Source organism: Aeromonas sp. QDB17, assembly GCF_027705305.1.
Lineage (GTDB): Bacteria > Pseudomonadota > Gammaproteobacteria > Enterobacterales > Aeromonadaceae > Aeromonas > Aeromonas caviae.
Window position 1 is genome coordinate 42,501 of record NZ_JAPDBP010000006.1, and the last position, 21,782, is coordinate 64,282.

A 21,782-nucleotide genomic window follows, 5' to 3' on the forward strand; every position below is an offset into this window, starting at 1 on the left:
CTTACACCAATTGGTTTTTATTCAAATAGATACCGAACAGGGTCGTCTGCTCGGCGGTGCGGCGCCATTCTATCACGCCCCCCCGCCTGGCCACCGTCTTCTTGACCAGGAAGAGGCCGACCCCGTGATCCCCGGTCTGGCGGCTGACACCGTAGTCGAACAGGTGATCCGCCAGCGCCTCGTCCACCCCCTCGCCACTGTCCTCCACCTCGATCACCAGCCGCCGCCCCAGATCATCGAGGGAGAGCAGCACCCTGGGCGCGGCGTGCTCGCGGTTCCCCCAGGCGGCGCGAATGCCGTTGTCCAGCAGGTTGCCGATGCAGGTGATGAGATCCGCCGACACCTCGGCCGGATACTCCCCGAGGGCCGACCCCGCATCCAGCACCAGCTCTACCCCCAGCTCCCGCGCCCGGCTGAACTTGCCGAGGATGAGCCCGGCCACCGGTTTGTTCTCGATGACCCGCAGCAGATCCTGCAACATGTTCTGGCAGGCTTCGTTCTCCTGCTGGATGAGGTCTACCGCCTGATCCACGTGGCCGAGCTGGAGCAGGCCGGAGAGGCTGCTGAGCTTGTTGGCGAATTCATGGGTCTGGATGCGCAGCATCTCGCCGTACTGGCGCAGGTGGGTCACCTGCATGCCCAGGCTGCCGGTGCCGTCTGGCCGGCTGAAGATGAGCATGCGCCCCGGCTCGCGACCGCTGAGCTCCTGCCAGTGGCCGACGAAGTCATCCCCCTGCACGGTGAACCTGACCGCCCCCCCTTGCTGCAACGTGGGCACGAGGCCGGGGGCCAGCTCCGCCAGGGAGCGGCCCAGCAGGGCGTGGCGCCCGGTGCCGGGCAGTCGCAACTGATAGAAGGCGGCGCTGTTGAGCATGGTGATCCTGTGCTGGTTGTCCAGGGCCACTATCCCCTCCGAGATCCCCTCCAGCACCAGATCCTGCTGGGCGAAGCGATTGGCGATGGTTTCCGGCTCCAGATCCAGCAGGGTGCGGCGCAGCAGGTGCTGCACCCAGAGCGCCAGCAGCAGGCCGCACCCCAGCACCGCCGCGATGGCGCCGACCAGCAGGGCGATCCGCTCCTGATAGGTGCCCTCCACGGTGCGCATCAGATAACCCACCGCCACCGCACCGATGGCCTGGCCATCGGGCCCCACCACGGGAGCGAAGCAGCGGATGGCGGGACCCAGGGTGCCCACGTCCCGGGAGCAGTAGCTCTCGCGCGACTGGAGTGCAGGCCAGATGTCCTCCCCCCGGAAGGTCTGGCCCACCAGCTCGGGGGAGGGGTGGCTCAGGCGCCTGGCATGTTCGTCGGTCACCACCATGTAGGCGGCGTCGGTGCGGCTGCAGATCCCCTGCACATAATCCCGCAGCCCGGGATCGCTCCCCTTCTCCAGGGCCCGGACCACCCGACTGTCTGCCGCCAGCACCCGGGCCAGATCGCTCCCCTTCTCCTTCAGGTTGTTCTCCAGCAGGTGGCGCATGAAGAGGGCGAGCAGACAGCCCAGGATCAGGATCAGCAGCAGTGACAAGCCAAGCGAGAGGGTGACTAGCTGGTGGCGCAGTTTCATCGTTCAACCTTGCAGCGGACGGGGAAGCCCAGGGTGAGGGTGTCCCCCGGCCGGGTCAATGGCCAGCCTGGCGCACCTCAAAGGTGGCCACTCTAACGCCTCCTCCGGCCGTTGTCGGTTAGCTGGCCCGCAAAGCCATATAAAAACTTAAACACCACGGCCCGGGCAAAAAACCTGAACGTGAGCTGTATCACACTATTTACTTAGCCTGCGAAATAAATATAATGCTTCGCAAGCTAAGTAATTGAGGTGCCCGTCATGAAAAAGGATCTGGAGATGTTGCGAGAACTCTCCCTCGCCGAGCAGCTGGGGCGATTGCACCGGCTCTGGCGCACCGTGGCCGATCTCGAGCTGGCACCTCTGGGGCTCACCCATCCTCGCTGGACCGCCCTGTGGAAACTCAGCCGCCTCGGCGGCCACCTCAGCCAGAAGACCCTGGCCGAGGCCCTGGAGATAGAGCTCCCCTCCCTGATGCGGACCCTGGGTCAGCTCGAGGAGCAGGGGCTGATCGAGCGCCATTGCTGCAGCCAGGACAAGCGGGCCCGCATCGTCACCCTGACCCCGGCGGGCAAGGCACTGCTCGATCAGATCGAGGGCCGCATCATCGCCGTGCGCCGGGAGCTGCTCACCGGCATCAGCCAGCAGGAGCTGGCCCAGTTTGAAGACATTGTGCACCGCATCTCCGCCAACGCCCTCGGCAAGATAGCCGCACAGCACGAAGAGAGAGAATAAGATGACACCGGATCAACAATTCAAGCGCTGGATAAAGTGGGCCATCGCCTGCTTCGTCCTGGTGTTTGGCTACTTTCTGCTGGCCGACATCAAGATGCCCCTGACCCCCCAGGCCATGGCCACCCGGGTCGTCACCCGGATGGCCCCCCAGGTCAGCGGCAAGGTGGTCGAAGTCGCCGTCGCCAACAACCAGCACGTCAAGCAGGGGGATCTGCTGTTCGCCCTCGACCCGGAGCCCTTCCAGCTCGCCGTGGATCAGGCCAGGCTCGCCCTGGATCAGGCCAGGCAGCAGAACCGCCAGCTGGACGCGACCCTGACCGCCTACGAGGCGGAGTACAGCTCGCTGCGCACCCAGGCCGACCAAAAACAGCGGGAAGCGGCGCGCATCGACGCCCTCTACCGCCGTCACATGGTCTCTGAACAGCAGAAAGATGACGCCGACAGCGCCGCCCGCACCGCCCGTGCCAACCTGCTAGGCAGCCAGGCCCGGGTAGAGCAGGCCCGCGTCAACCGCGGCTTGCCAGGGGAAGACAACCTGCTGCTGCGCCAGGCCCGCAACCGCCTCGCCCAGGCCGAGCTCAACCTCGCCTACAGCCGGGTTCATGCGAGCCAGGACGGCATCATCACCAACCTGCAGCTCAAGCCTGGCAGCGTGGCCAATGCAGGCTCCCCCCTGCTGGCCCTGGTCTCCGAGCAGGTGGACGTGATCGCCGATTTTCGCGAGAAGAGCCTGCGCCACGTCAGCGCCGGCAGTCAGGCCCTCGTCGCCTTCGACGGCGAGCCCGGTCGCCTCTATCCGGCCCGCGTCGCCAGCCTGGATGCCGGGGTCAGCGCCGGCCAGTTTGACGCCAACGGCCAGCTTGCGAACCCTGTCGAGTCCGATCGCTGGGTGCGGGATGCCCAGCGCCTGCGCCTGCACCTGACCCTGGAGCAACTGCCCGCCCACCTGCCGGCCGGGGCCCGCGCCACGGTGCAGCTGCTGCCGGACAACACCCTGACCGGGCTGCTGGCCCGCGGCCAGATCCGTCTGCTCAGCCTGCTGCACTACATCTATTGAGATGACGACCATGAACCTGTGGCACAGACCCCTCACCCCCAACGAACTGCGCCAGTGTCTGCGCATCGCCTTTGGCTGTACCCTGGGGTTTGTGCTGTGCAAGATCTTCGGCTGGAGCAACGGGGTCTTCTTCACCGTCACCCCGGTGCTGCTGCTCGGCCTGGTGCCGGTGATGAACGGTCACGCCGCCCGCCAGCTCATCGCCTCCGCCGCCATGTGCGGTCTGGAAGTGGGGCTGCTCGGCGGCCTGTTTGGCGGCCACCCGGGGCTCATGACTCCCCTGGTCTTTTTGCTCTTCCTCTACCGTTTCGCCGCCATGTCCCGGGGCAGCCTGTTCCTGTTCGGTGCCAACGGGGTGCTCAGCCTCAGCATCATGCTGCACTTTGCCAGCTACCCCGGGATTGATCTGAACGACCTCATCTTCAGCAACCTCTGGGCCAGCGTCCTGTCGGTGCTCATCGCCTATCTGATGACGGCCCTCATTCCGGACGTGGAGGAGCGCCCCAGGCCGGCCCCCTCCCCCAAGGCGCCGCACCGGATGCGACACGAAGCCCTGCTGGGGGCGTCCATCGCGACCTTCTCGTTCCTGGTGTTCCAGATCTTCGATCTGCGCGACTCCATGTCCGCCCAGGCCACCACCCTGCTGCTGCTCTTCCCCATGCACTGGAACGGCGCCCTGGACTATGCCCGCAAGCGGGCCATGGGCACCCTGCTGGGGGTGAGTTTCGGCATCCTGGGGCAGCTGGTGCTCTATGACTGGTCCGGCTTGCTGCTGCTGGTGACCCCGGTGCTCTGGCTCGGCGCCATGCTGTTCAGCTATGCCCATGTGAAGGAGGCGAGCGGCTCCGGAGTCGGCTTCGGTGCCCTCACCACCCTCGGCATCCTGTTCGGCCAGTACCTGACCCCGGGCAACGACCTGGTGTTCAGCGCCCTCTATCGGGTGAGCAGCATCCTCTTTGCCATCGTGGTCACCCTGCTCGCCTGCTACCTCATCCACCGGCTGCTCAATCGCTTCGAGGCGACACGGTTCGGCCACTGACCCTTTTCTGCAGCCATTGGACGGCTCCCTTTCGCCCCGCTTGCCTGCCGGGGCGTTTTTTTGCCTGCTCCACGGACCGGAGGGAGACGGACGCATCCCGACGCAGGGCTCCCGCCACGAGGTTGCAGTTGTGCCTCATCCTGTTAGGCTCAAGGCCATATGACACCGTTGTGAGGATCAAACATGAAATACGCCAAGCTCTTTCTACTGGGGGCGGGCGCCATCACCCTGCTCGGCGGCTGCGATCTGGGCAGCGGCAAGCTGGGAGTGACCGGCGGCGATCCCGTCACCTATCTGTGTGAACAGAACCAGAAAGTGCAGGTTCGCTACTTCTCCCTCTCGGACGAGAGCCTGAACTTCGTCAAGCTCTCCCTCCCCGATGGCAAGGATTACACCCTGCCCCAGGCGGTTTCCGCCTCCGGTGCACGCTATACCGACGATCACGAGGTGGTCTGGTGGAACAAGGGCAAGGAGGGGTTCGTCGAGATGCGCGATGACGCCGGGGAGTGGCAGAGCCGCTACAACGACTGCAAGGAGCAGTGATCCGCGCCGTCATGGCACACCGCCCACACGAAACACCCCGGCCTGGCCGGGGTGTTTGTCATTTCACTTCCACTTCGAATCGGGCCACAACCCGAGCCGGAATGGCTTGCTGATTCTGCTCCGATGGCCGGTAGCGCAGCTGCGCCAGCCCGGAGATGGCGATGAGATCCAGCACGCCGGGGGGCTGGGACTCCAGTACCTCTGGGCTGAACAACGTGCCATTGGAATCGATGAGGTAGCGAAGGGTCACATACCCCTTGACCGGCCTCTTCGCCGGCAGCCCCCCGACCGGGTTAAAAGTGATGGCATCCCCCACCAACACCCAGTATTCGGGCAGCGTTTCCCAGGTGACATCCACCGGAGGCCGATTCAGCTTGGCGGTGGGGCTGGCACAGCCCCCGAGCAGGGCCAGGGCGGCCCACAGCAACAACCCTTTCACACGCACTGACATTCCCTCTTCGTTGTATCGCTCGACTCCATGAGCGACGCGCCAGTGTCAGGCAAAGGGGCTCATCCGGGAAGCCCCCATCTGGCAGGCAAAAAAAAAAGCCAACCCCGGAGGGCTGGCCTTGTGATCTCTCACGGCTCAGGCGCGCTTGTCGCTTACCACCAGCCAGAGGGCATGTACCATGCCGGGCAGACCGCCCAGCAGGGTCAGCACTATGTTGATGAGGAAATGGAGGCTGAAGCCTACCTGGATAAAGGCGCAGACCGGGGGGAGAAAGATGGCCAGCAGGATCTTGAGCAGATTGTTCATCGGGATTCCTCGTGTAAACAGCGCTTGGGGTTGGCCTAACCATAAACACCCAAGGCCTCAACTGCAAACCAGACAGGGGATCCGCTCTCCTCCTTTCCGCCAGGCGTTGAGGTCGTGAACCATCTGATTGCGGCTGCCACGCCAGAGCAGACCGGGATCCGCCAGGGCCTTCTCGAACCTGCCATCCACCAGCACGTCCAGCAAGGCCACCAGCTCCCGCTGGGCCGGGCTGAGATCGGCCAGCAGATAGCCGGTCCAGCACCAGATGTCCTTGCCGGGGCACTCGGTTCGCACCCGCTTCACCAGCGCCAGCACATGCGGCACGTTGGCGGGGTGGAGCGGATCGCCGCCGGAGAGCGACAGTCCGCGCCGCTTGATGCGGCTGTCGTTGAGATCGTGAATGATGCGATCGCTCATCGCCTCATCGAACGGCTTGCCCCCATCGAGCCGCCAGGTGCTCTGGTTGTAGCAACCGGGGCACTGGTGCTCGCAACCCGACACGAACAGGGTGGCGCGGGTGCCGGGGCCGTTGATCACATCGACCGGGTAGTACTGGTGGTAGTGCATTCGAGTTCTCTGGGTTAACGGCCAACCCCCTCCCAACCTCCCCCTTCGAAAGGGGGAGGAGCTTCTTTGCCCCCCTGCCAAGGGGAGGGCTGGGGTGGGGTCTGCTCGCTTACATATGCTTGACGCGGCGCTTCACCTCTTCCTGCTTGCCCGCGTTGAAGGGGCGCGCATCCGGGCTGCCGAGATAGCCGCACACCCGGCGGGTCACCGACACCTTGGCCGGGTCGTGGTTGCCGCAACGCGGGCAGGTGAAGCCCTTGGAGGTGCACTCGAACTCGCCGGTGAAGCCGCAGTCGTAGCACTCGTCGATGGGGGTGTTGGTGCCGTAGTAGGGCACCTTGTCATAGCTGTAGTCCCAGACGTTCTCCAACGCCTCCAGGTTGTGCTGGATGTTGGGGTACTCGCCGTAGCAGATGAAGCCGCCGCTGGCGATGGGCGGATAGGGCGCCTCGAAGTCCAGCTTGTCGTAGGGGTTCACCTGCTTCTCCACGTCCAGGTGGAAGCTGTTGGTGTAGTAGCCCTTGTCGGTCACCCCGGCCACCACGCCAAACTCCTTGGCGTCGATGCGGCAGAAACGGGTGCAGAGGTTCTCGCTCGGGGTGGAGTAGAGGCTGAAGCCGTAGCCGGTCTCCTCCTTCCACTCGTCGGTGGCCGCCTTGAGCCGCGCGATGATGGCGATGGCCTTCTGGCGCAGGGTCTCGCTGTCGAACAGGTGGACGTCTGTGCCATAGAGGGCGTTGATGGTCTCGTGTACCCCGATGTAACCCAGCGAAATGGAGGCGCGGCCATGTTTGAAGATCTCGCTGATGTTGTCATCGGCCTTGAGGCGCACCCCGCAGGCCCCCTCCATGTAGAGGATGGGGGCGACCCGGGCCTTGACCCCGTCCAGGCGCTTGATGCGGTACATGAGCGCTGTCTTGGCCACCCGCAGGGCGGCGTCCAGCTTGTCCCAGAAGTCCGCTTCATCGCGGGATTTCAGGGCAATGCGCGGCAGGTTGAGGCTCACAACACCTAAGTTGTTGCGCCCTTCGTGGACCAGCTCGCCATTCTCTTCGTAGGCACCGAGGAAGGAGCGGCACCCCATGGGGGTCTTGAAGGAGCCGGTCACCTTGACCACCTGGTCGTGGTTGAGGATGTCCGGGTACATCCGCTTGGAGGCGCACTCCAGCGCCAGCTGCTTGATGTCGTAGTTGGGATCCCCCTGCTTGTGGTTCAGGCCATCCTTGATGGCGAACACCAGTTTCGGGAAGACGGCGGTCTTCCTGTTCTTGCCAAGGCCGGCGATGCGGTTTCCAAGGATGGCGCGCTGGATGAGGCGCGATTCCCAACTGTCCCCCAGGCCAAAGCCGAAGGTGACGAACGGCGTCTGACCGTTGGCGGTGTGCAGGGTATTGACCTCGTATTCGAGGGACTGGAAGGCGTCGTGGCACTCCTTCTCGGTGCGGGCCATGGCATAGGCATCCACGTCCCGGATCCCCCACTCCTCGGCCACCTCCCGGTGCTTGTGCCAGCTGATGGTCACATAGGGTGCCAGCACTTCGTCGATGCGGTTGATGGTGGTGCCGCCATAGATATGGCTCGCCACCTGGGCGATGATCTGGGCGGTCACCGCGGTGGCGGTGCTGATGGATTTGGGAGTGTCTATCTCCGCGTTGCCCATCTTGAAGCCGTGGGTCAGCATCCCCTGCAGATCGATCAGCATGCAGTTGAACATGGGGAAGAAGGGGGAGTAGTCGAGATCGTGGAAGTGCAGGTCGCCGCTCTCGTGGGCCTGCACCACGTCACGGGGCAGCATGTGACTGATGGCGTAATGCTTGGCGACGATGCCCGCCAGCAGGTCACGCTGGGTCGGGATCACCTTGGAGTCCTTGTTGGCGTTCTCGTTGAGCAGGGCCGCGTTGGTCTGCTCCACCAGGCCGCGGATCTCCTGGGCCAGGCGACCCCGGGCCTCGCGGGCCTGATCCCGGTCGTGACGGTATTCGATGTAGGCACGGGCGATGGCCTTGTCGTCGGAGGCCATCAGGTGGTTCTCGACCCGGTTCTGGATCTCGTGGATGTCTACCTCCCCTCGCCCCTCCAGCTCCTGGCTGACGGCGGCGGCAATGCGCTCTGCCAACGCCGGACTGGCCTGATTGACCGCTGCCGCCGCCCGGCTGACCGCATCGCGGATCAGTTGGCCATTGAATGGTGCACGACATCCATCGCGTTTGATCACTACCGGTTTCATCGATTTTCCCCGTATTGAAAGACCTGGTGGCCACCCTCGGCTCACCCTCGTTGAGTCCCCTTCTCCACGCCCGTCCCCGGCGCAAACAAGGTCAGCCAAGGCTTGAAACACCTGGGCTGACACTGAGAGGGCGACCACTTATGCACAGCTTTATGACACTATATATGGGTGTTTTTTTTTATGCTTACCCCTATATGTGGGGTCTATTAGGCACCAAAGCGGTACCCTGTTTCTTGATCCAGAACAGGTTTTGGAAGGAGTGGGGCAGTTCACGACCAGCGCCAAAAGGCGCTCTTTTTGCTCACCCCAGACGGGATGCGGGCTCCCGCCCGGCAAGGGATAAAAAGAGAGGGGCACGCCTTCCGACAACAATTGACCGAGGCGCCAGAGAGCGGGAGAGCACATACTGGGGAACAGTCTCTCCCTTGCGGAAAACACACGTGACCAAGGTCTTGCTCCTGCTCTCCCTCCTCTCCCTCCCGCTGCTGGCCGCCGAGATCCTGGTGATCAGCAGCTATCACCAGAGCAACCAGTGGGATCAGAGCTACAGTGCCGGCCTCGAGAAACACCTCAAGCAGGCGCATCACCTCGGCTATCTCTATCTGGACACCAAGCGCCAGCCCGGCCAGACCCGTGACGAACTGCTCGCCAAGGGAATGGCCGCCTACCGGACCCACCAGCCGGCGCTGGTGATCCTGGGGGATGACAACGCCATCAACGCCCTCGCCCGACCCATCGCCGCCCGGGGAACACCCGTGGTGTTTCTCGGGATGAACGAGAATCCGCGCCCCAAGGGGCTGGTCGGCCACCCCCTGATCACCGGCGTCCTGGAACGCCCCCTGCTCAAGCGCAGCATCAGCGAGATGAGTCAGTTGATGGGAGGGCTGGAGCGTGCCCTGGTGCTGTTTGACGAAAGCGAGGTGTCCCGCACCGCCGTCGCCCACGAGTTCAAGGGGCGAGGCGAGCTGACGATCGGCCAAACCCGGGTCAGCAGCCGCCAGTTCACCGACTACGGACGCTGGCAGGAGGCAGTGCTCGCCAGCCGGGAAAATGGCTATCAGGCGCTCTTCCTCGGCCTCTACCACACTCTCACCGACGCGCAGGGCCAGCATGTGAGCGAGCAGCAAGTGCTGGCATGGACCAGCGCCAACAGCCCGGTGCCACTGTTCTGCTTCTGGGCCTTTGCGGTGGGCAGGGGAGCCACCATCGGCGGCCTGGTGCTCGACGGCCACAGTCAGGGAGAGAGAGCCGCCGAACTGGCCAATGCCATCCTCTCGGGCACGGCGCCCGGCGCCCTCTCCCCCCGCGCAGCATCCCGCGGGGAATACCTGTTCAGCAAGAGCGAACTGGCACGCTGGCACCTGACGGCTCCCGATGCCTGGCAGGACAAGGTGAGTTACGTCGAGTGAGCCCACCAACGACAAACCCGGCCAATGGGCCGGGTTTGTCTGCTCAAACGTGCATCCTCAGGGCTGAATGGCCGCCTGCAACTCGGCTTCGGTCCAGATGGTGATCCCCAGCTCCTGGGCCTTGGCGAGCTTGGAGCCTGCCGCCTCCCCCGCCACCAGCACGTCGGTCTTGGCCGACACCGAGCCCGCCACCTTGGCCCCCAGGGCCTGCAGCGCCGCCTTGGCGTCGTTGCGGGACAAGGCGGTGAGGGTGCCGGTCAGCACGAAGGTCTTGCCGGCAAAGGGCTGATCGCTTGCCTCTTTCTTCTCGATGGCCGGCCAGTGGATACCGGCGGCCAGCAGGGCGTCGAGCACTTCGATGTTGTGGGTCTGGCGCAGGAAGTAGTAGACGTGCTTGGCCACTATGTCTCCCACGTCGGCCACTTCCAGCAACTGCTCCACCGAGGCGGCGCGCAGGGCATCCAGGGTGAGGAAGTGGTTGGCGAGGTTCAAGGCGGTCGCCTCCCCTACTTCGCGGATCCCCAGGGCAAACAGGAAGCGGGGCAGGGTGGTGCTGCGGGCGGCATCGATGGCCGCCACCAGGTTGAGGGCCGATTTTTGCCCCATCCGCTCAAGCCCGGCCAGCTGGATGGCGTTGAGGCTGAACAGGTCTGCCGGGGTCTTCACCAGCCCCTTGTCCACCAGCTGCTCCACTATCTTGTCGCCAAGGCCATCCACATCCATGGCGCGACGCGCCGCGAAGTGCTTGATGGCGGCCGCCCGCTGGGCCTCGCAGAAGAGACCGCCGGAACAGCGGGCCACGGCCTCCCCTTCCAGCCGCTCCACCGCCGAGCCGCACACCGGGCACTGGGTGGGGAAGAGGATTTCGCGGGCATCGGCCGGGCGCTGCGCCTCCACCACAGCCACGACCTGGGGGATCACATCCCCGGCACGGCGCACGATCACGGTGTCGCCGATCATCACGCCAAGGCGCGCGATCTCGTCCGCATTGTGCAGGGTAGCGTTGGAAACGGTGACGCCGCCGACAAACACCGGCTTGAGCTTGGCCACCGGGGTGATGGCACCGGTGCGGCCCACCTGGAACTCGACGTTCTCAAGCGCCGTCATCTCCTCTTCTGCCGGGAACTTGTGGGCGGTGGCCCAGCGCGGCGCGCGGGCCACGAAACCGAGCTCCCCTTGCAGGGCGATGTCATCCACTTTGTAGACCACGCCGTCGATCTCGTAGGGGAGATCCCCGCGACGCGCCAGGATATCATCGTGAAACGCCTGGCAGCCGGCGGCCCCCTCTTTGAGCTTCACCTCGGGGCTGAGCGGCAGACCCCAGGCCTTGAGCTGATTGAGGCGACCGAAGTGGGAATCCCCCAGCTCGTCGCCACCGACTCCCACGCCGTAGGCATAGAAGCTGAGGGGGCGGCTGGCGGTGATGCGTGAATCGAGCTGGCGCAGGCTGCCGGCAGCGGCGTTGCGCGGGTTGACGAACACCTTCTCCCCCGCCGCCAGCGCATCGCGGTTCATCGCCTCGAACCCCGCCTTGGGCATGAAGACCTCCCCACGCACCTCCAGCCGCGCAGGCCACCCCTGGCCGCGCAGAGTCAGGGGAATGGCCTTGATGGTGCGCACGTTCTCGGTGATCTCCTCCCCCGTGGTACCGTCCCCGCGAGTGGCGGCCTGTACCAGCTGGCCATCCACGTAGAGCAGGCTCACCGCCAGACCGTCGAGCTTGGGTTCGCAACAGAAGGTGAAAGTCACCTCCCGCTTGAGGCGATCACTCATGCGTTGCTCGAACGCCTGCAACTCCTCGCTGCTGAAGACGTTGTCCAGACTCAGCATGGGGATCTCGTGGCGTACCTGCTTGAAGGCGGTCAGCGGCTGGCCCCCCACCCGCACGCTCGGCGAGGCCGGGGTTTTCAGCTCGGGATGCTCGGCCTCCAGCGCGATGAGCTCGCGCATCAGGCGATCGTATTCGGCGTCCGGCACCGTGGGGTTGTCCAGCACATAGTACTGATGGCCGTACTCGGTCAGCAGCTCACACAGTTGACGGTGGCGGGAGAGGATATCGCTCATGAAAAAGTCTCGAAGTGTGATGGAACATTCAGTCTGGGGCAGAAACAAAAATGCGGCACCGGGGTACCGCACTTTTCATTGTTCAAGCCCCATGGCGCATCAGTCGCGGCTGGCCTCGTAGGCCGCCAGCTCGTGACGGTAGCGGGCGATGTCGTCGTCGCTGAGGGGACTGCGCGAGGCGTCGGTCAGCATGGCATCGAGATCGCTCGCCAGCTGATCCGCGGCCTGCAACATGTGCTCGAAGGCGAAGGCGGCATTGCTGCGAAGGGGCAGTTGCATGAAGAGGGACACACCCGGGGTGCTGAACTGCTCCATGCGATAGGGGTTGAAGGTACCCGGCTTGACCATGTTGATCATGGAGAAGAGCACTTCACCCTTGCCGCCCAGATCTTCGTGACGGTGGAAGATGTCCATCTCGCCAAACTTGAAGCCCAACGCCAGCAGGGAAGAGAGCAGGGTCGCACCTTGCAGATCGTGGCCGGGACGGGCCATCAGGTTGATGACATAGACATCCTGCCAGATCTTCTCAACCGGGGCCGGGGCGGGTTCTGGCTCGGCTGCGTGAACCGGCTCTTCATAGGCTGGCTCGTCATCGTAAGCGGGCTCTTCATAAGCCGGCTGGGCGTAGCGGGGAGCCTGCTGGGCAACCGGTGCCGGCTCGCGTGCACCGAAGGTCGGCGCCTGGGCATAGGCCGGCTCCACCAGCGGCTCTTCGTCCAGCGGCTGCATCATGGGCTCGCGCTGCGGACGGGAACGGTGTACCGGCGTACGGCGGATCACCTGTGCAGGTTTGCGCACCGGCGCGGCAGGGGCCTCTTCAACAGGGGCGGCAACCGGCTCGTCATAGTCCTCTTCTTCCTCATACACAGGCTGAGGGGGGACAGGGCGAGCGGCAGGCTTGCGCACCACGGGAGGCGGCAGATCGGCGTCGTCATCTTCATCATCGAAGGCGGGAACGGGGGCGACACGGCGGGGTTCGGGCTGACGGGCCTCGTCGCTGCGCAGTTTGGGCTCGGCACGACGGCCACCGCTCACCACACGCACCTGACCGATGCCATCGCTGTCGAAGGCGTCGTTGTCACGCTCACGGGACTTGGACTCCATCCGACCCAGGGGTTTCTCCTTGATCGGTGCCTGACGATTCTTTCTGTTGCTCCACAACCCGTGAATGAGCAATGCCGCGATGGCAATACCGCCCAGGGCAACCAAGATGTAACGCAATTCCTGCATTAGCTGCTTCTCTTTCTAGTTTTGCTCAGCCAAAGCGACGGCTTCACCGATATCGACCGACACTATGCGCGAAACCCCGGGCTCTTGCATCGTGACGCCAACCAGCTGCTCGGCCATCTCCATGGAGACCTTATTATGACTGATGTAAACGAACTGTACTGTGCTCGACATCTCTTTGACAAGAGAACAGAAGCGACCGACGTTCACTTCATCGAGCGGTGCATCCACCTCATCCAGCAGACAAAATGGTGCTGGATTGAGTCTGAAGATGGCAAAAACCAGCGCAAGGGCGGTTAGCGCCTTCTCCCCCCCGGAAAGCAGGGCAATGGTAGCATTCTTCTTGCCCGGAGGTCTTGCCATGATGCTCACTCCGGCCTCCAAAAGATCATCCGAGGTCAGCTCAAGCCAGGCACTGCCCCCCCCGAACACTTTTGGGAACAGGGATTTTAAATCTTCATTGACCTTATCGAAAGTGTCGCGGAAGCGTATTTGTGTTTCTTTATCAATTCTTTTAATGGCTTGGCTCAAGGTGTCGAGGGCCTGCTCCAGATCCTGGCACTGATTTTCCAGGTAGCTTGAACGGGTTTTCGCCTCCTCATACTCCTCCAGTGCCGCCAGGTTGATGGCGCCAAGCGCCTCCACCTGCGCCTCCAGCGTCTGGATCTCCTGGCGCAGCTTGCCGCGATCAGCGGCAATCAGCACAGCCTGATCGAGGTCCACCAAGCGAACGCCCAGCTCTTCGAACTGCTCGTGCAATCCCTGCCTGCGCGTCAGGTTGCGCTCGCGCTCGAGCCGCAAAGTCGCCAGCTTCTCCTGAATTTTCACCAGCTGCTTGTGATCTGCGCTTCTGGCCTGCTCCAGCTCGGTCAGCTGACGATCCAGCTCTGCGAGCCGCTGGTGACAGGTCAGTTGCTGCGCCTCAAGATTGCGCTGTTCGACCAGCAGGGGCGACAGATCCTGACTCGGAGCGGCCCCTGGCTCCTTGAGTTCCGCCAGCTCCAGGCCGAGACGGGCCAGCTCCTGCTCGCGCAGCGTGATGAGCTGGCGCTGGTTCTGCTGCTCCAGTTGCAACCGCTGGCAGGCCGCCTGCTGCTGCTCCCGGCGAAGGCGCACCTCTTCCAGCGCCCGCTCCGCCCCGCTCACCTGCTCCTGGGCGAGCAGCAGCGCCTCGGCGAGTACCTCCCCCTGCTCCTGCTGCTCGCCAAGGGCCGCTTCATCCTGCTCAAGCCTCTCCCCGGCCGACGCCAGCCGCTGCGCCTCCTCAGCCTGCTCCTTATCGAGCCGGGCCAGCTCTTCCCCAAGCTGGCCCAGGCGCTGCAAGCGCTCCTGGCGCTGCCCCTCGCGCAGACTCCAGGCTTCGCGCAGTTGTTGCCACCGCAGCTCCTGCTCGCGCAGGGTGCGCTGAGCCAGCTCATGGGCGCTGTGCAGCTGGGCCCGCGCTGCATCGGCGGCGACAAGCTGCTCGTCGAGTCTGTGCAGCGCCTCCCGACCCGCGGCCAGCTCGGTGTGCAGCCGCTCACGCTCACCGAGCAGCGCCAGGGTACCGAGGGCCATGCCCTCCCCCAGATCCGCCCAGTTGGGGCCGAACCAGTCGCCAGCGGGAGTGAGCAGCGACTCACCGGCAGAGAGGCTGTGCAGGCGGGACAGCGCCTCCTCCCTGCTCTCTGCCAGCCAGATGGCATTGAGGAAAGCCGGAATGTGCTCGCCCCCCAGTTGCGCCGCCAGGGTACCGGCCCTGGCTGGCTGGGCCGGGCCAATCCAGAGTCCAGGTTGCGCCAGGTTGCACTCGTCCGCCGGGATTGCGGTGAGCCAGCGGCCGAGCACCTTGTCCAGCCCCCGGGCCCACTCGGGGGGAACCTGCAACCGATCCGCCAGGGTCGCACCCGCCATCTGCTCCCCCAGGATCTGATCCAGGGTGGCGAGGCGCGCCTCCAGCTCGCGCAGCAGGCCCTGCTGGCGACCCTGCTCTGCCTTGAGTGCTTCATGGCACGACACGCCGGCCTGCCACGCCACATCGGCTTCCTCATGGCGGGCGCGGGAGAGCGAGAGTTCCGCCGCCAGGGCATCGAGCGCCGGTTGCAGGTTCTCCCCCTCCCCGCCAAGGGGCCCGGCCTGTTCGTCTTCCAGCTTGAGGCGGGCAAGCCGGGTCTTGGCCTGCAGCTCCTGCAGGCCATTCACCTCGGCGCGGGTCTGGTTGAGCCGCCCCTGCAACTGGCCCAGCTGCTGCTGCCACTGCTGCTGACGCTGGCGCGCCTGCTCGAGCCGATCGCCCGCCGCCGCCCGCACGCTCTGCTGGTCGGTAAGCAACTGCTCACACTGCTCGAGGCGCGCCGACGCCACCTCCCCCTGCAACGTGCTCTCGCCCAGTTGCTCTAGCTGGCCGGCCAGCTGGGCCTTGAGCCCCTCGATACGCTCGCCGAGGGCCTGTCGCCTCGCCTGCCAGTCGCGGCCCAGCTCGCTCTGGTGCAGTTGCTGCTGCTCGAGGCGAGCGATGGCCTGCCCGCCGAGAAAAATCTGTTGCTGGCGGCTCGCCTGCTCGGCCTGCGCCTCCTGGCGGGCCACCGACAGGGTGACGTGGCGCCCCTCGTCGGCGGTGCGCTTGGCATCGAGTGCCGCCAGCGCCTGCTCGGTCTGGGCCAGTTCGGTCTTGGCTTCGCCAAGACGTGTCTCCAGCGCCCACAGTTCCGAGCCGATCAGCTCCGCACGAGCGGCACGTGATCGACTCTTGAGCTGCTTGTAGCGCTCCGCGGTCTCGGCCTGGGCCTTGAGATGCTCGAGGCGTGAGCCCAGTTCGCCGCGGATATCGCCAAGGCGCTCCAGGTTCTCCTGGGTATGGCGGATACGCTGCTCGGTCTCCCGGCGCCGCTCCTTGTAGCGGGAGACCCCGGCGGCCTCTTCCATGAACAGCTTGAGATCGGCGGGGCGGGACTCCACCAGCCGGCTGACGGTGCCCTGTTCGATGATGGCGTAACTGCGGGGCCCAAGGCCGGTGCCGAGGAAGAGGTCGGTCACGTCCTTGCGGCGGCACTTCTGGCCGTTGATCTGGTAGTGGTTGGAGCCGTCGCGCAGCACTTCGCGGCGCACCGAGATCTCGGTAAAGCGGCCGAACTCGCCGGGTACCCGGTTGTGGGGATTGTCGAACACCAGCTCCACCGAGGCGCGGCCATGGGCGCTGCGGTTGATGGAGCCGTTGAAGATGACGTCGGTCATGTTCTCGCCGCGCAGATGGCGGGCGGAGCTCTCCCCCAGCACCCAGCGCACGGCGTCGATGACGTTGGATTTGCCGCAGCCGTTGGGGCCCACCACGGCGGTCATGTCGGCGTTGAGTTCGATGCGGGTCGGCTCGACAAACGACTTGAAACCGGCGAGTTTGATCAATTTCAGACGCATGGCGGCCTATGTGGGTAACGAAATAAAGAGGAGGCGGGCAGGCGACTTTACCAAATCAAAGGCTTGTTTGTAATATGCTGGCACTTTCCCCATTCACTGATGGAGCTCACATGAGCCAATCACCCCACATGGTCAAAGATTCGGTCAGCGGTGCAGACTACTTCCTGCGCGGCTTCTCACTCATCCGCCAGCCCGGCATCCGCACCTTCGTGCTGATCCCCCTGCTGGTCAACTTCGTGCTCTTTGCCGGTGCCTTCTACGCCCTGTTGCTACAACTGGACGGCCTGTTCGCCTGGCTGCACCAGCAGATCCCGAGCTGGCTCTCCTGGCTTGATTACCTGCTCTGGCCCATCGCCCTCATCACCATACTGGTGGTCTTCTCCTTCATCTTCAGTTCGGTGGCCAACTGGATAGCAGCCCCTTTCAACGGCCTGCTGGCAGAGAAGGTGGAACAGATCCTCACCGGTGAAGCCATGAATGACACCGGCATGCTGGATGTGGTGAAAGATGTGCCCCGTACCTTCGGCCGCGAATGGACCAAGCTGAAATACTATCTGCCCAAGGCCATCGGCTGCCTGATCCTCTTCCTGATCCCGGTAGTGGGCCAGACCCTGGCACCCGTGCTCTGGTTCCTGCTCAGCGCCTGGATGATGGCGATCCAGTATGTCGATTATCCGTTCGACAACCACAAGATCGGCTTCATCACCATGCGCGACGCCCTCAAGCAGCGTCGTGGAAAGTGCCTGAGCTTCGGCGCCTTGGTGACCCTCTTCTCCGCCATCCCGGTGGTGAATCTCTTCGTGATGCCGGTGGCCATCTGTGGCGCCACCGCCATGTGGGTGGACCAATACCGCAGCGAGCAACTTGGACGCTGAACCGCGTCATCATGATCAAAAGAGGGGGCGAAAGCCCCCTTTTCATTACTTAATCTAATGCATAACCAAGATAGCTTGTCGCCCCAGCGCAGGATTGTTAGGATGCGGGGCTTTCTCGCACCCTGGGATATCTCATGTTACATGCACTCTTCTTGCTCGGCCTGGTGGCCGAAGGGATGACTGGCGCGCTGGCAGCGGGTCGGCGACGGATGGATCTGTTTGGCGTCGTGATCATCGCCTCGGCGACGGCCATCGGTGGCGGTACCATTCGGGATGTGCTGCTGGGCCACTATCCCCTGCTCTGGGTCGAGCACCCCGAATACGTGCTGCTGGTGGCGGGCGCCGCCATGGCCGGGGTCATCTCGGCCCCGCTGATGCGCTACCTTGGCAAGCTGTTCCTGGCGCTCGATGCCCTGGGGCTCGTGGTCTTCTCCATCTTCGGGGCTGCCCGGGCGCTCGAGATGGGCCACGGGGCCGGCATCGCCTGCATCATGGCCGTGGTGACCGGCGTGTTCGGGGGGGTGCTGCGGGACTTGCTGTGCCAGCGTATCCCGCTGGTGTTCAAGCGCGAGCTCTATGCTGCCGTCTCGCTCATCACCGCAGCGCTCTACTGCTTTGCGCTGCACCATGGGCTGCCCAACGACTGGGCCGCTTTCGGTGCCATCGGCATCGGCTTCGTGCTGCGGCTCCTGGCGGTACGCTTCAAGTGGGGACTGCCCACCTTCAACTATCAGTACGCCACCCATTGATCGCGCCAGTTCCTGGCCATATTGCACGGATAATGAGCAACAAAAAAGCGCCATACGGCGCTTTTTTGTTGGGCATCGGCAAGAGAGGAAAGGGTCAGTTGATCCCTTCCGAGCTGAAGAAGGTCGCCTTGTCGGCGATGAAACGCACCTTGATATTCTTGCCTTCCCCTCCCCAGACACAGCTCGTGGTGCCGAGAGCATCGTCGCAACGCTCGGCCTTGCCGAGGATGGCACTCGCTTCGGCATAGCTCATCCCGACTTTCAGCTTGTCGTAGCTCTCGCGGTTGAGCTTGCCGCAACCAGTCAACAACAGGGCGATGAGCCCCCCGATCACAATCTGCTTCATCTTTCTCTCCTCTGGCTGGAGTCCAGAGCCTAGCAGCTTGGTTCCCCTCAATGCCAGCGGCAAAAAGACACAATCGGCACTCAACCCTTGAGGAAATCCCGACTCACCAGCTGCGAACGGGGCCTGTGTCCAGGTGCACGAAGTTGTCGGAAGGGTAATAACCCACACCGCCCACCTTGAGGTTCAGGGCGGCCTTGCGCAGGTGCGCCAGCTGCACGCCGGGGATGCGCACGTCAACCGCCTGCCCCAGGGTGTGGTAGCTGTGCTTGGCGACGCCGCGACTCTTGCGCCGCTTCTGCTGATTGGTGGCCGGGGAGCGATAACCCGAGATGAGCTGGATTTCGCCGTGGCGTCCCAACTTGTGTTGCAGCAGAAAGAGCTGATCGAACAGCTTTCTGTCGATGTTGAACACTTCGTTGCGACGGTAGTCACGGAAAATATGGTTGAGCTCCGCCAGCCCGTCGCTCAAATAGTGGCCATCTTCCCAATAACTGGCGCGTACCCGCTCGCCGGTATTGAGGTTGAAGAAACTCAGTTCCCGTCCCGAAGTGCTGCGGCTCGCCAGCGCAGGGAACGACAGCAAGCTGGTCCCCATCAGGCAACCCGCCCCCAGCAGCAGACGGCGTCGGCTTATCTCTTGTCCCAGCATCCGTTGTCCGTCCATCTCATGGTGAAGTCACACAGGTGAATGAATTTGATACAAGGGCCGAAACTACCTGCCAGAAAAAGCGCTGTCAAACCCCATTCCCCCATGAAAAAGCCCGGCACGGGCCGGGCTTTTCACTCTGTGGCGAGGATCACAGCAAGCGGCTTTGATAGCTGACTCTGTCGAATCCGTAGATATCGTTGCGCAGTTGCTGACGTCCCTCTTCATCAATCCAGCTGCTCCAGTAGACGGTAAACACCGGGATAGGGTTGCTCAGGGGCAGCCACTTGGTCTGGGTCTCTTTCAGGATGCTGGCCACCTTGTCCGGCTGATAGCGGGAGTCCGCCAGCAGCAGCTCTGCCAGATCGTCGGCATGTTCCACCCGGATGCAACCCGAGCTGAAGGCACGGGCCCCCTGCTCGAACAGCGCCTTGCGCGGGGTGGAATGGAGATAGATGGCATCGTTGTTGGGCAGATAGAACTTGTAGCGACCCAGGGCATTGTGATCCCCCGGCTTTTGCCGCAACCGGTAAGGGAAACCGGAGGCCAGCGCATGGTGCCAGCCATCTTCGCTGAACTGCACCGGATTGCCCTCGCCGTCGATCACCTCGAACTGTTCGCGATCCAGGTAGGCAGGATCGCGCCCGAGCTTGGGTAGAATGTCCTTGCTCAGGATGGAGCGCGGCACGTGCCAGGCCGGGTTCAGCACGATGGAGCGGATCTCGCTGGCGAGGATGGGGGTGGCCCGCTGCTCCTTGCCGACGATGACCCGACTGGTGAAGACCTCGCTGCCAGACTCTACCACGCTCAGGCGGTAGTCCGGAATGTTGACCAGCACATAGCGACCGGCAAGGTGATCCACCAGATCACGGCGCCACAGGTTGCGTACCAGCAGGCTGGCGCGCACCTCGGGGCCGGTATTGAGCCAGCTGCGGGTCTGACGGCCGATGATGCCGTCGGCCGTCAGGCCGTGGCGGCGCTGGAACTGCTTGATGGCCTGTTCGGTCTCGGGATCGTAGAGGCTGTCCTGATGAGTCGGGGCACTGTCCCCCAGTTCGTTCAGGATGGAGCGGATCTGGCCGAGCTCGGTCGAGCTCTCCCCGGCCCGCAGGGTCGGCATGGAGAGGGTGGGCCAGTGCTTGGCCATGGGCATGGCCAGCAGCTTGCGCACTTCTTCGCGCACGGCGTCGTATTCCGCCACCTGTGGCCTGAGTTGCCTGACCTGCTCCAGCAGATTGTCTCCCTGGGGGGCATGGGCCAGGGGGCGGTTTAGATCCAGCTTGAGGGTCTGCATCTGTTCGCGCGCGACCAGATCCATCCCTCGCCAGGCCTGCTGGAACCGGGCCAGCTTGCCAAAGGCCTCATCGTAGAGGGCACCGCGCCGATCCGCCGGGGTCTTTTGCAACTGCTGCCAGAGGCGGTAGAAATCCGGATGCAGCTGGGCCAGCACCGCTTCCTGCAACTGCTGTTCAAGCTCATGACGAGCCTGCTCGGCCACCTCGTTCTGATACCAGTCATGCTGGATGCTGGGACTGGCCACTACCGCCTGTTCCGTGCTGGCATGAACCATGCTGGCCGGCCAGCAGCCCAGCCAGATGAGATTCGCCAATGCCAACCAATACTTCTTACCCATGCTTCTTACCACGCTTGCCTCAAATCGGTTCATTTCGGCCTGTCAGGCGCGACGGTCAGGCCCCCATGATGCGTGAATGCTGGCGACTTTGCTAGCGGACGGAGGTGTAACGACGCCAGATGAGTTCCTGCTCCCCGCTGTCGCCGACGGCCACTATCGCCTCGTTGAACCGCGCTACGAATTCCCCGGACAGGGTCTTCTTGCTCAACATGAAAAAGGTGGGCGTCTCATGGATCGCCATGGTGTGGGGGACGACCGCATCCGACAGCCCCTCTCTCTTCAGACCCCAGGGCGTGGCCAGACTATCCCCGAGAAAACCGTCTATCCGCCCAAGCAGCAGCTTGCGATAGTTTTGCACATCGTTGACCTCGCTCACCTGGTTGCGGTATCGCTGCAGAACCTTGGTGATTTCCGGGCCGTAATAGTAGTCCCTGGTCACACCGAGGCGATGCCCGTGGGCCAGCCAACTCGCCAGATCCGACTCCTCACCGGTACCGGATTTGCGTACCCAGAGCGATGTCCGGCCCGGGTTGTAGGGGATGGAGAACCAGGCATAACGCGCCCTCTCATCAGCAAAATACGCCTCCATCACGATGTCCAGCCGACCCCGCTCAAGATCGTGCAACCCCCGCTTCCAGGGGCGCTCCACATAGACCAGACGACACCCCAGCCGATTCGACACGGCATTGAGGTAGTCGACCGCAAATCCACGCAGTTCCCGACGTGCTCCCTCTTGCTGGTAATAGTGGTATGGGGGCCAGTCATCGAAACCGACGCGAAGGGGGGAGGAGCAGAACAATTGCGCCCACAACGGTTGGAGGGGCAGACAGCAGAGCACACAGAGAGAGAAGAGTCTCATGGGTCATCCTTGACGACGGGACAGGCCATCTTAATTCTGCCTGGGTGAAATGGCGACAGATCCTGCCACAACAAAGCACAATATCAGCCGTT

19 protein-coding genes are annotated in these 21,782 nt (G+C 63.7%); 7 read left to right on the forward strand and 12 right to left on the reverse strand.

The genetic code is table 11. From position 1 onward, the window contains the following. Window position 1 precedes the first annotated feature (1 nt). Window positions 2-1,567, reverse strand: coding sequence for a sensor histidine kinase (locus tag OKC41_RS07025; protein WP_010673460.1), 1,566 nt, complete (start codon window positions 1,565-1,567; stop codon window positions 2-4). 258 nt (window positions 1,568-1,825) lie between these two features. On the opposite strand from OKC41_RS07025, the gene slyA reads away from it, so the two are divergent. The 4 genes from slyA to OKC41_RS07045 all read left to right on the forward strand — a co-directional run bounded on the left by slyA (window position 1,826) and on the right by OKC41_RS07045 (window position 4,938). Further along, window positions 1,826-2,299, forward strand: a complete 474-nt coding sequence (slyA, locus tag OKC41_RS07030) for a transcriptional regulator SlyA (protein WP_010673459.1) — start codon at window positions 1,826-1,828, stop codon at window positions 2,297-2,299. Between the two features lies 1 nt (window position 2,300). Next, window positions 2,301-3,356 (forward strand): HlyD family secretion protein, encoded by a 1,056-nt coding sequence (locus tag OKC41_RS07035; RefSeq protein WP_103260631.1) that lies wholly within the window; start codon window positions 2,301-2,303, stop codon window positions 3,354-3,356. Between the two features lie 10 nt (window positions 3,357-3,366). Continuing rightward, on the forward strand, window positions 3,367-4,395 hold the full coding sequence (locus OKC41_RS07040; protein ID WP_201894452.1) for a DUF2955 domain-containing protein: 1,029 nt from the start codon (window positions 3,367-3,369) through the stop codon (window positions 4,393-4,395). A 183-nt stretch (window positions 4,396-4,578) separates the two neighbouring features. Beyond that, complete coding sequence (locus tag OKC41_RS07045; protein ID WP_201894453.1) at window positions 4,579-4,938, forward strand: MliC family protein; 360 nt, start codon at window positions 4,579-4,581, stop codon at window positions 4,936-4,938. Window positions 4,939-4,996: 58 nt separating this feature from the next. Here OKC41_RS07045 and OKC41_RS07050 read toward each other — a convergent pair whose 3' ends face one another. From OKC41_RS07050 to nrdD, 4 genes are all read right to left on the reverse strand, one after another. Continuing rightward, a complete protein-coding gene (locus OKC41_RS07050) occupies window positions 4,997-5,389 on the reverse strand; it encodes an energy transducer TonB (RefSeq protein WP_234922260.1) in 393 nt (130 codons plus the stop codon). A 135-nt stretch (window positions 5,390-5,524) separates the two neighbouring features. Beyond that, window positions 5,525-5,695 (reverse strand): YqaE/Pmp3 family membrane protein, encoded by a 171-nt coding sequence (locus OKC41_RS07055; RefSeq protein WP_010673454.1) that lies wholly within the window; start codon window positions 5,693-5,695, stop codon window positions 5,525-5,527. Between the two features lie 57 nt (window positions 5,696-5,752). Next, complete coding sequence (gene nrdG, locus OKC41_RS07060; protein ID WP_042882681.1) at window positions 5,753-6,262, reverse strand: anaerobic ribonucleoside-triphosphate reductase-activating protein; 510 nt, start codon at window positions 6,260-6,262, stop codon at window positions 5,753-5,755. Window positions 6,263-6,371: 109 nt separating this feature from the next. After that, window positions 6,372-8,489, reverse strand: a complete 2,118-nt coding sequence (nrdD, locus tag OKC41_RS07065) for an anaerobic ribonucleoside-triphosphate reductase (RefSeq protein WP_042864245.1) — start codon at window positions 8,487-8,489, stop codon at window positions 6,372-6,374. Window positions 8,490-8,929: 440 nt separating this feature from the next. Here nrdD and OKC41_RS07070 point away from each other — a divergent pair, with 440 nt between their 5' ends. Further along, entirely contained in the window at window positions 8,930-9,898 is a 969-nt protein-coding gene (locus OKC41_RS07070; protein WP_201894454.1) for an ABC transporter substrate-binding protein, read from the forward strand. A 57-nt stretch (window positions 9,899-9,955) separates the two neighbouring features. Here OKC41_RS07070 and ligA read toward each other — a convergent pair whose 3' ends face one another. The 3 genes from ligA to OKC41_RS07085 all read right to left on the reverse strand — a co-directional run bounded on the left by ligA (window position 9,956) and on the right by OKC41_RS07085 (window position 16,582). Continuing rightward, the gene (gene ligA, locus OKC41_RS07075) at window positions 9,956-11,962 is read right to left on the reverse strand and encodes an NAD-dependent DNA ligase LigA (RefSeq protein WP_270671821.1); all 2,007 of its coding nucleotides are present in this window, start codon (window positions 11,960-11,962) and stop codon (window positions 9,956-9,958) included. Between the two features lie 99 nt (window positions 11,963-12,061). Continuing rightward, window positions 12,062-13,192 (reverse strand): cell division protein ZipA, encoded by a 1,131-nt coding sequence (zipA, locus tag OKC41_RS07080; protein ID WP_039039273.1) that lies wholly within the window; start codon window positions 13,190-13,192, stop codon window positions 12,062-12,064. Window positions 13,193-13,207: 15 nt separating this feature from the next. Beyond that, window positions 13,208-16,582 (reverse strand): AAA family ATPase, encoded by a 3,375-nt coding sequence (locus OKC41_RS07085; protein WP_139700605.1) that lies wholly within the window; start codon window positions 16,580-16,582, stop codon window positions 13,208-13,210. 110 nt (window positions 16,583-16,692) lie between these two features. On the opposite strand from OKC41_RS07085, the gene cysZ reads away from it, so the two are divergent. Next, the gene (gene cysZ / locus OKC41_RS07090; protein WP_010673447.1) at window positions 16,693-17,457 is read left to right on the forward strand and encodes a sulfate transporter CysZ; all 765 of its coding nucleotides are present in this window, start codon (window positions 16,693-16,695) and stop codon (window positions 17,455-17,457) included. A gap of 134 nt (window positions 17,458-17,591) precedes the next feature. Next, complete coding sequence (locus OKC41_RS07095) at window positions 17,592-18,206, forward strand: trimeric intracellular cation channel family protein (RefSeq protein ID WP_010673446.1); 615 nt, start codon at window positions 17,592-17,594, stop codon at window positions 18,204-18,206. A gap of 94 nt (window positions 18,207-18,300) precedes the next feature. Here OKC41_RS07095 and OKC41_RS07100 read toward each other — a convergent pair whose 3' ends face one another. From OKC41_RS07100 to OKC41_RS07115, 4 genes are all read right to left on the reverse strand, one after another. After that, window positions 18,301-18,552, reverse strand: coding sequence for a hypothetical protein (locus OKC41_RS07100; RefSeq protein WP_010673445.1), 252 nt, complete (start codon window positions 18,550-18,552; stop codon window positions 18,301-18,303). Between the two features lie 103 nt (window positions 18,553-18,655). Further along, window positions 18,656-19,201, reverse strand: coding sequence for a DUF882 domain-containing protein (locus OKC41_RS07105; protein ID WP_039039271.1), 546 nt, complete (start codon window positions 19,199-19,201; stop codon window positions 18,656-18,658). A gap of 148 nt (window positions 19,202-19,349) precedes the next feature. Further along, the gene (locus OKC41_RS07110) at window positions 19,350-20,831 is read right to left on the reverse strand and encodes a murein L,D-transpeptidase (protein ID WP_045523555.1); all 1,482 of its coding nucleotides are present in this window, start codon (window positions 20,829-20,831) and stop codon (window positions 19,350-19,352) included. Window positions 20,832-20,922: 91 nt separating this feature from the next. After that, a complete protein-coding gene (locus tag OKC41_RS07115; protein ID WP_201894456.1) occupies window positions 20,923-21,690 on the reverse strand; it encodes an ABC transporter substrate-binding protein in 768 nt (255 codons plus the stop codon). Between the last annotated feature and the right edge of the window lie 92 nt (window positions 21,691-21,782).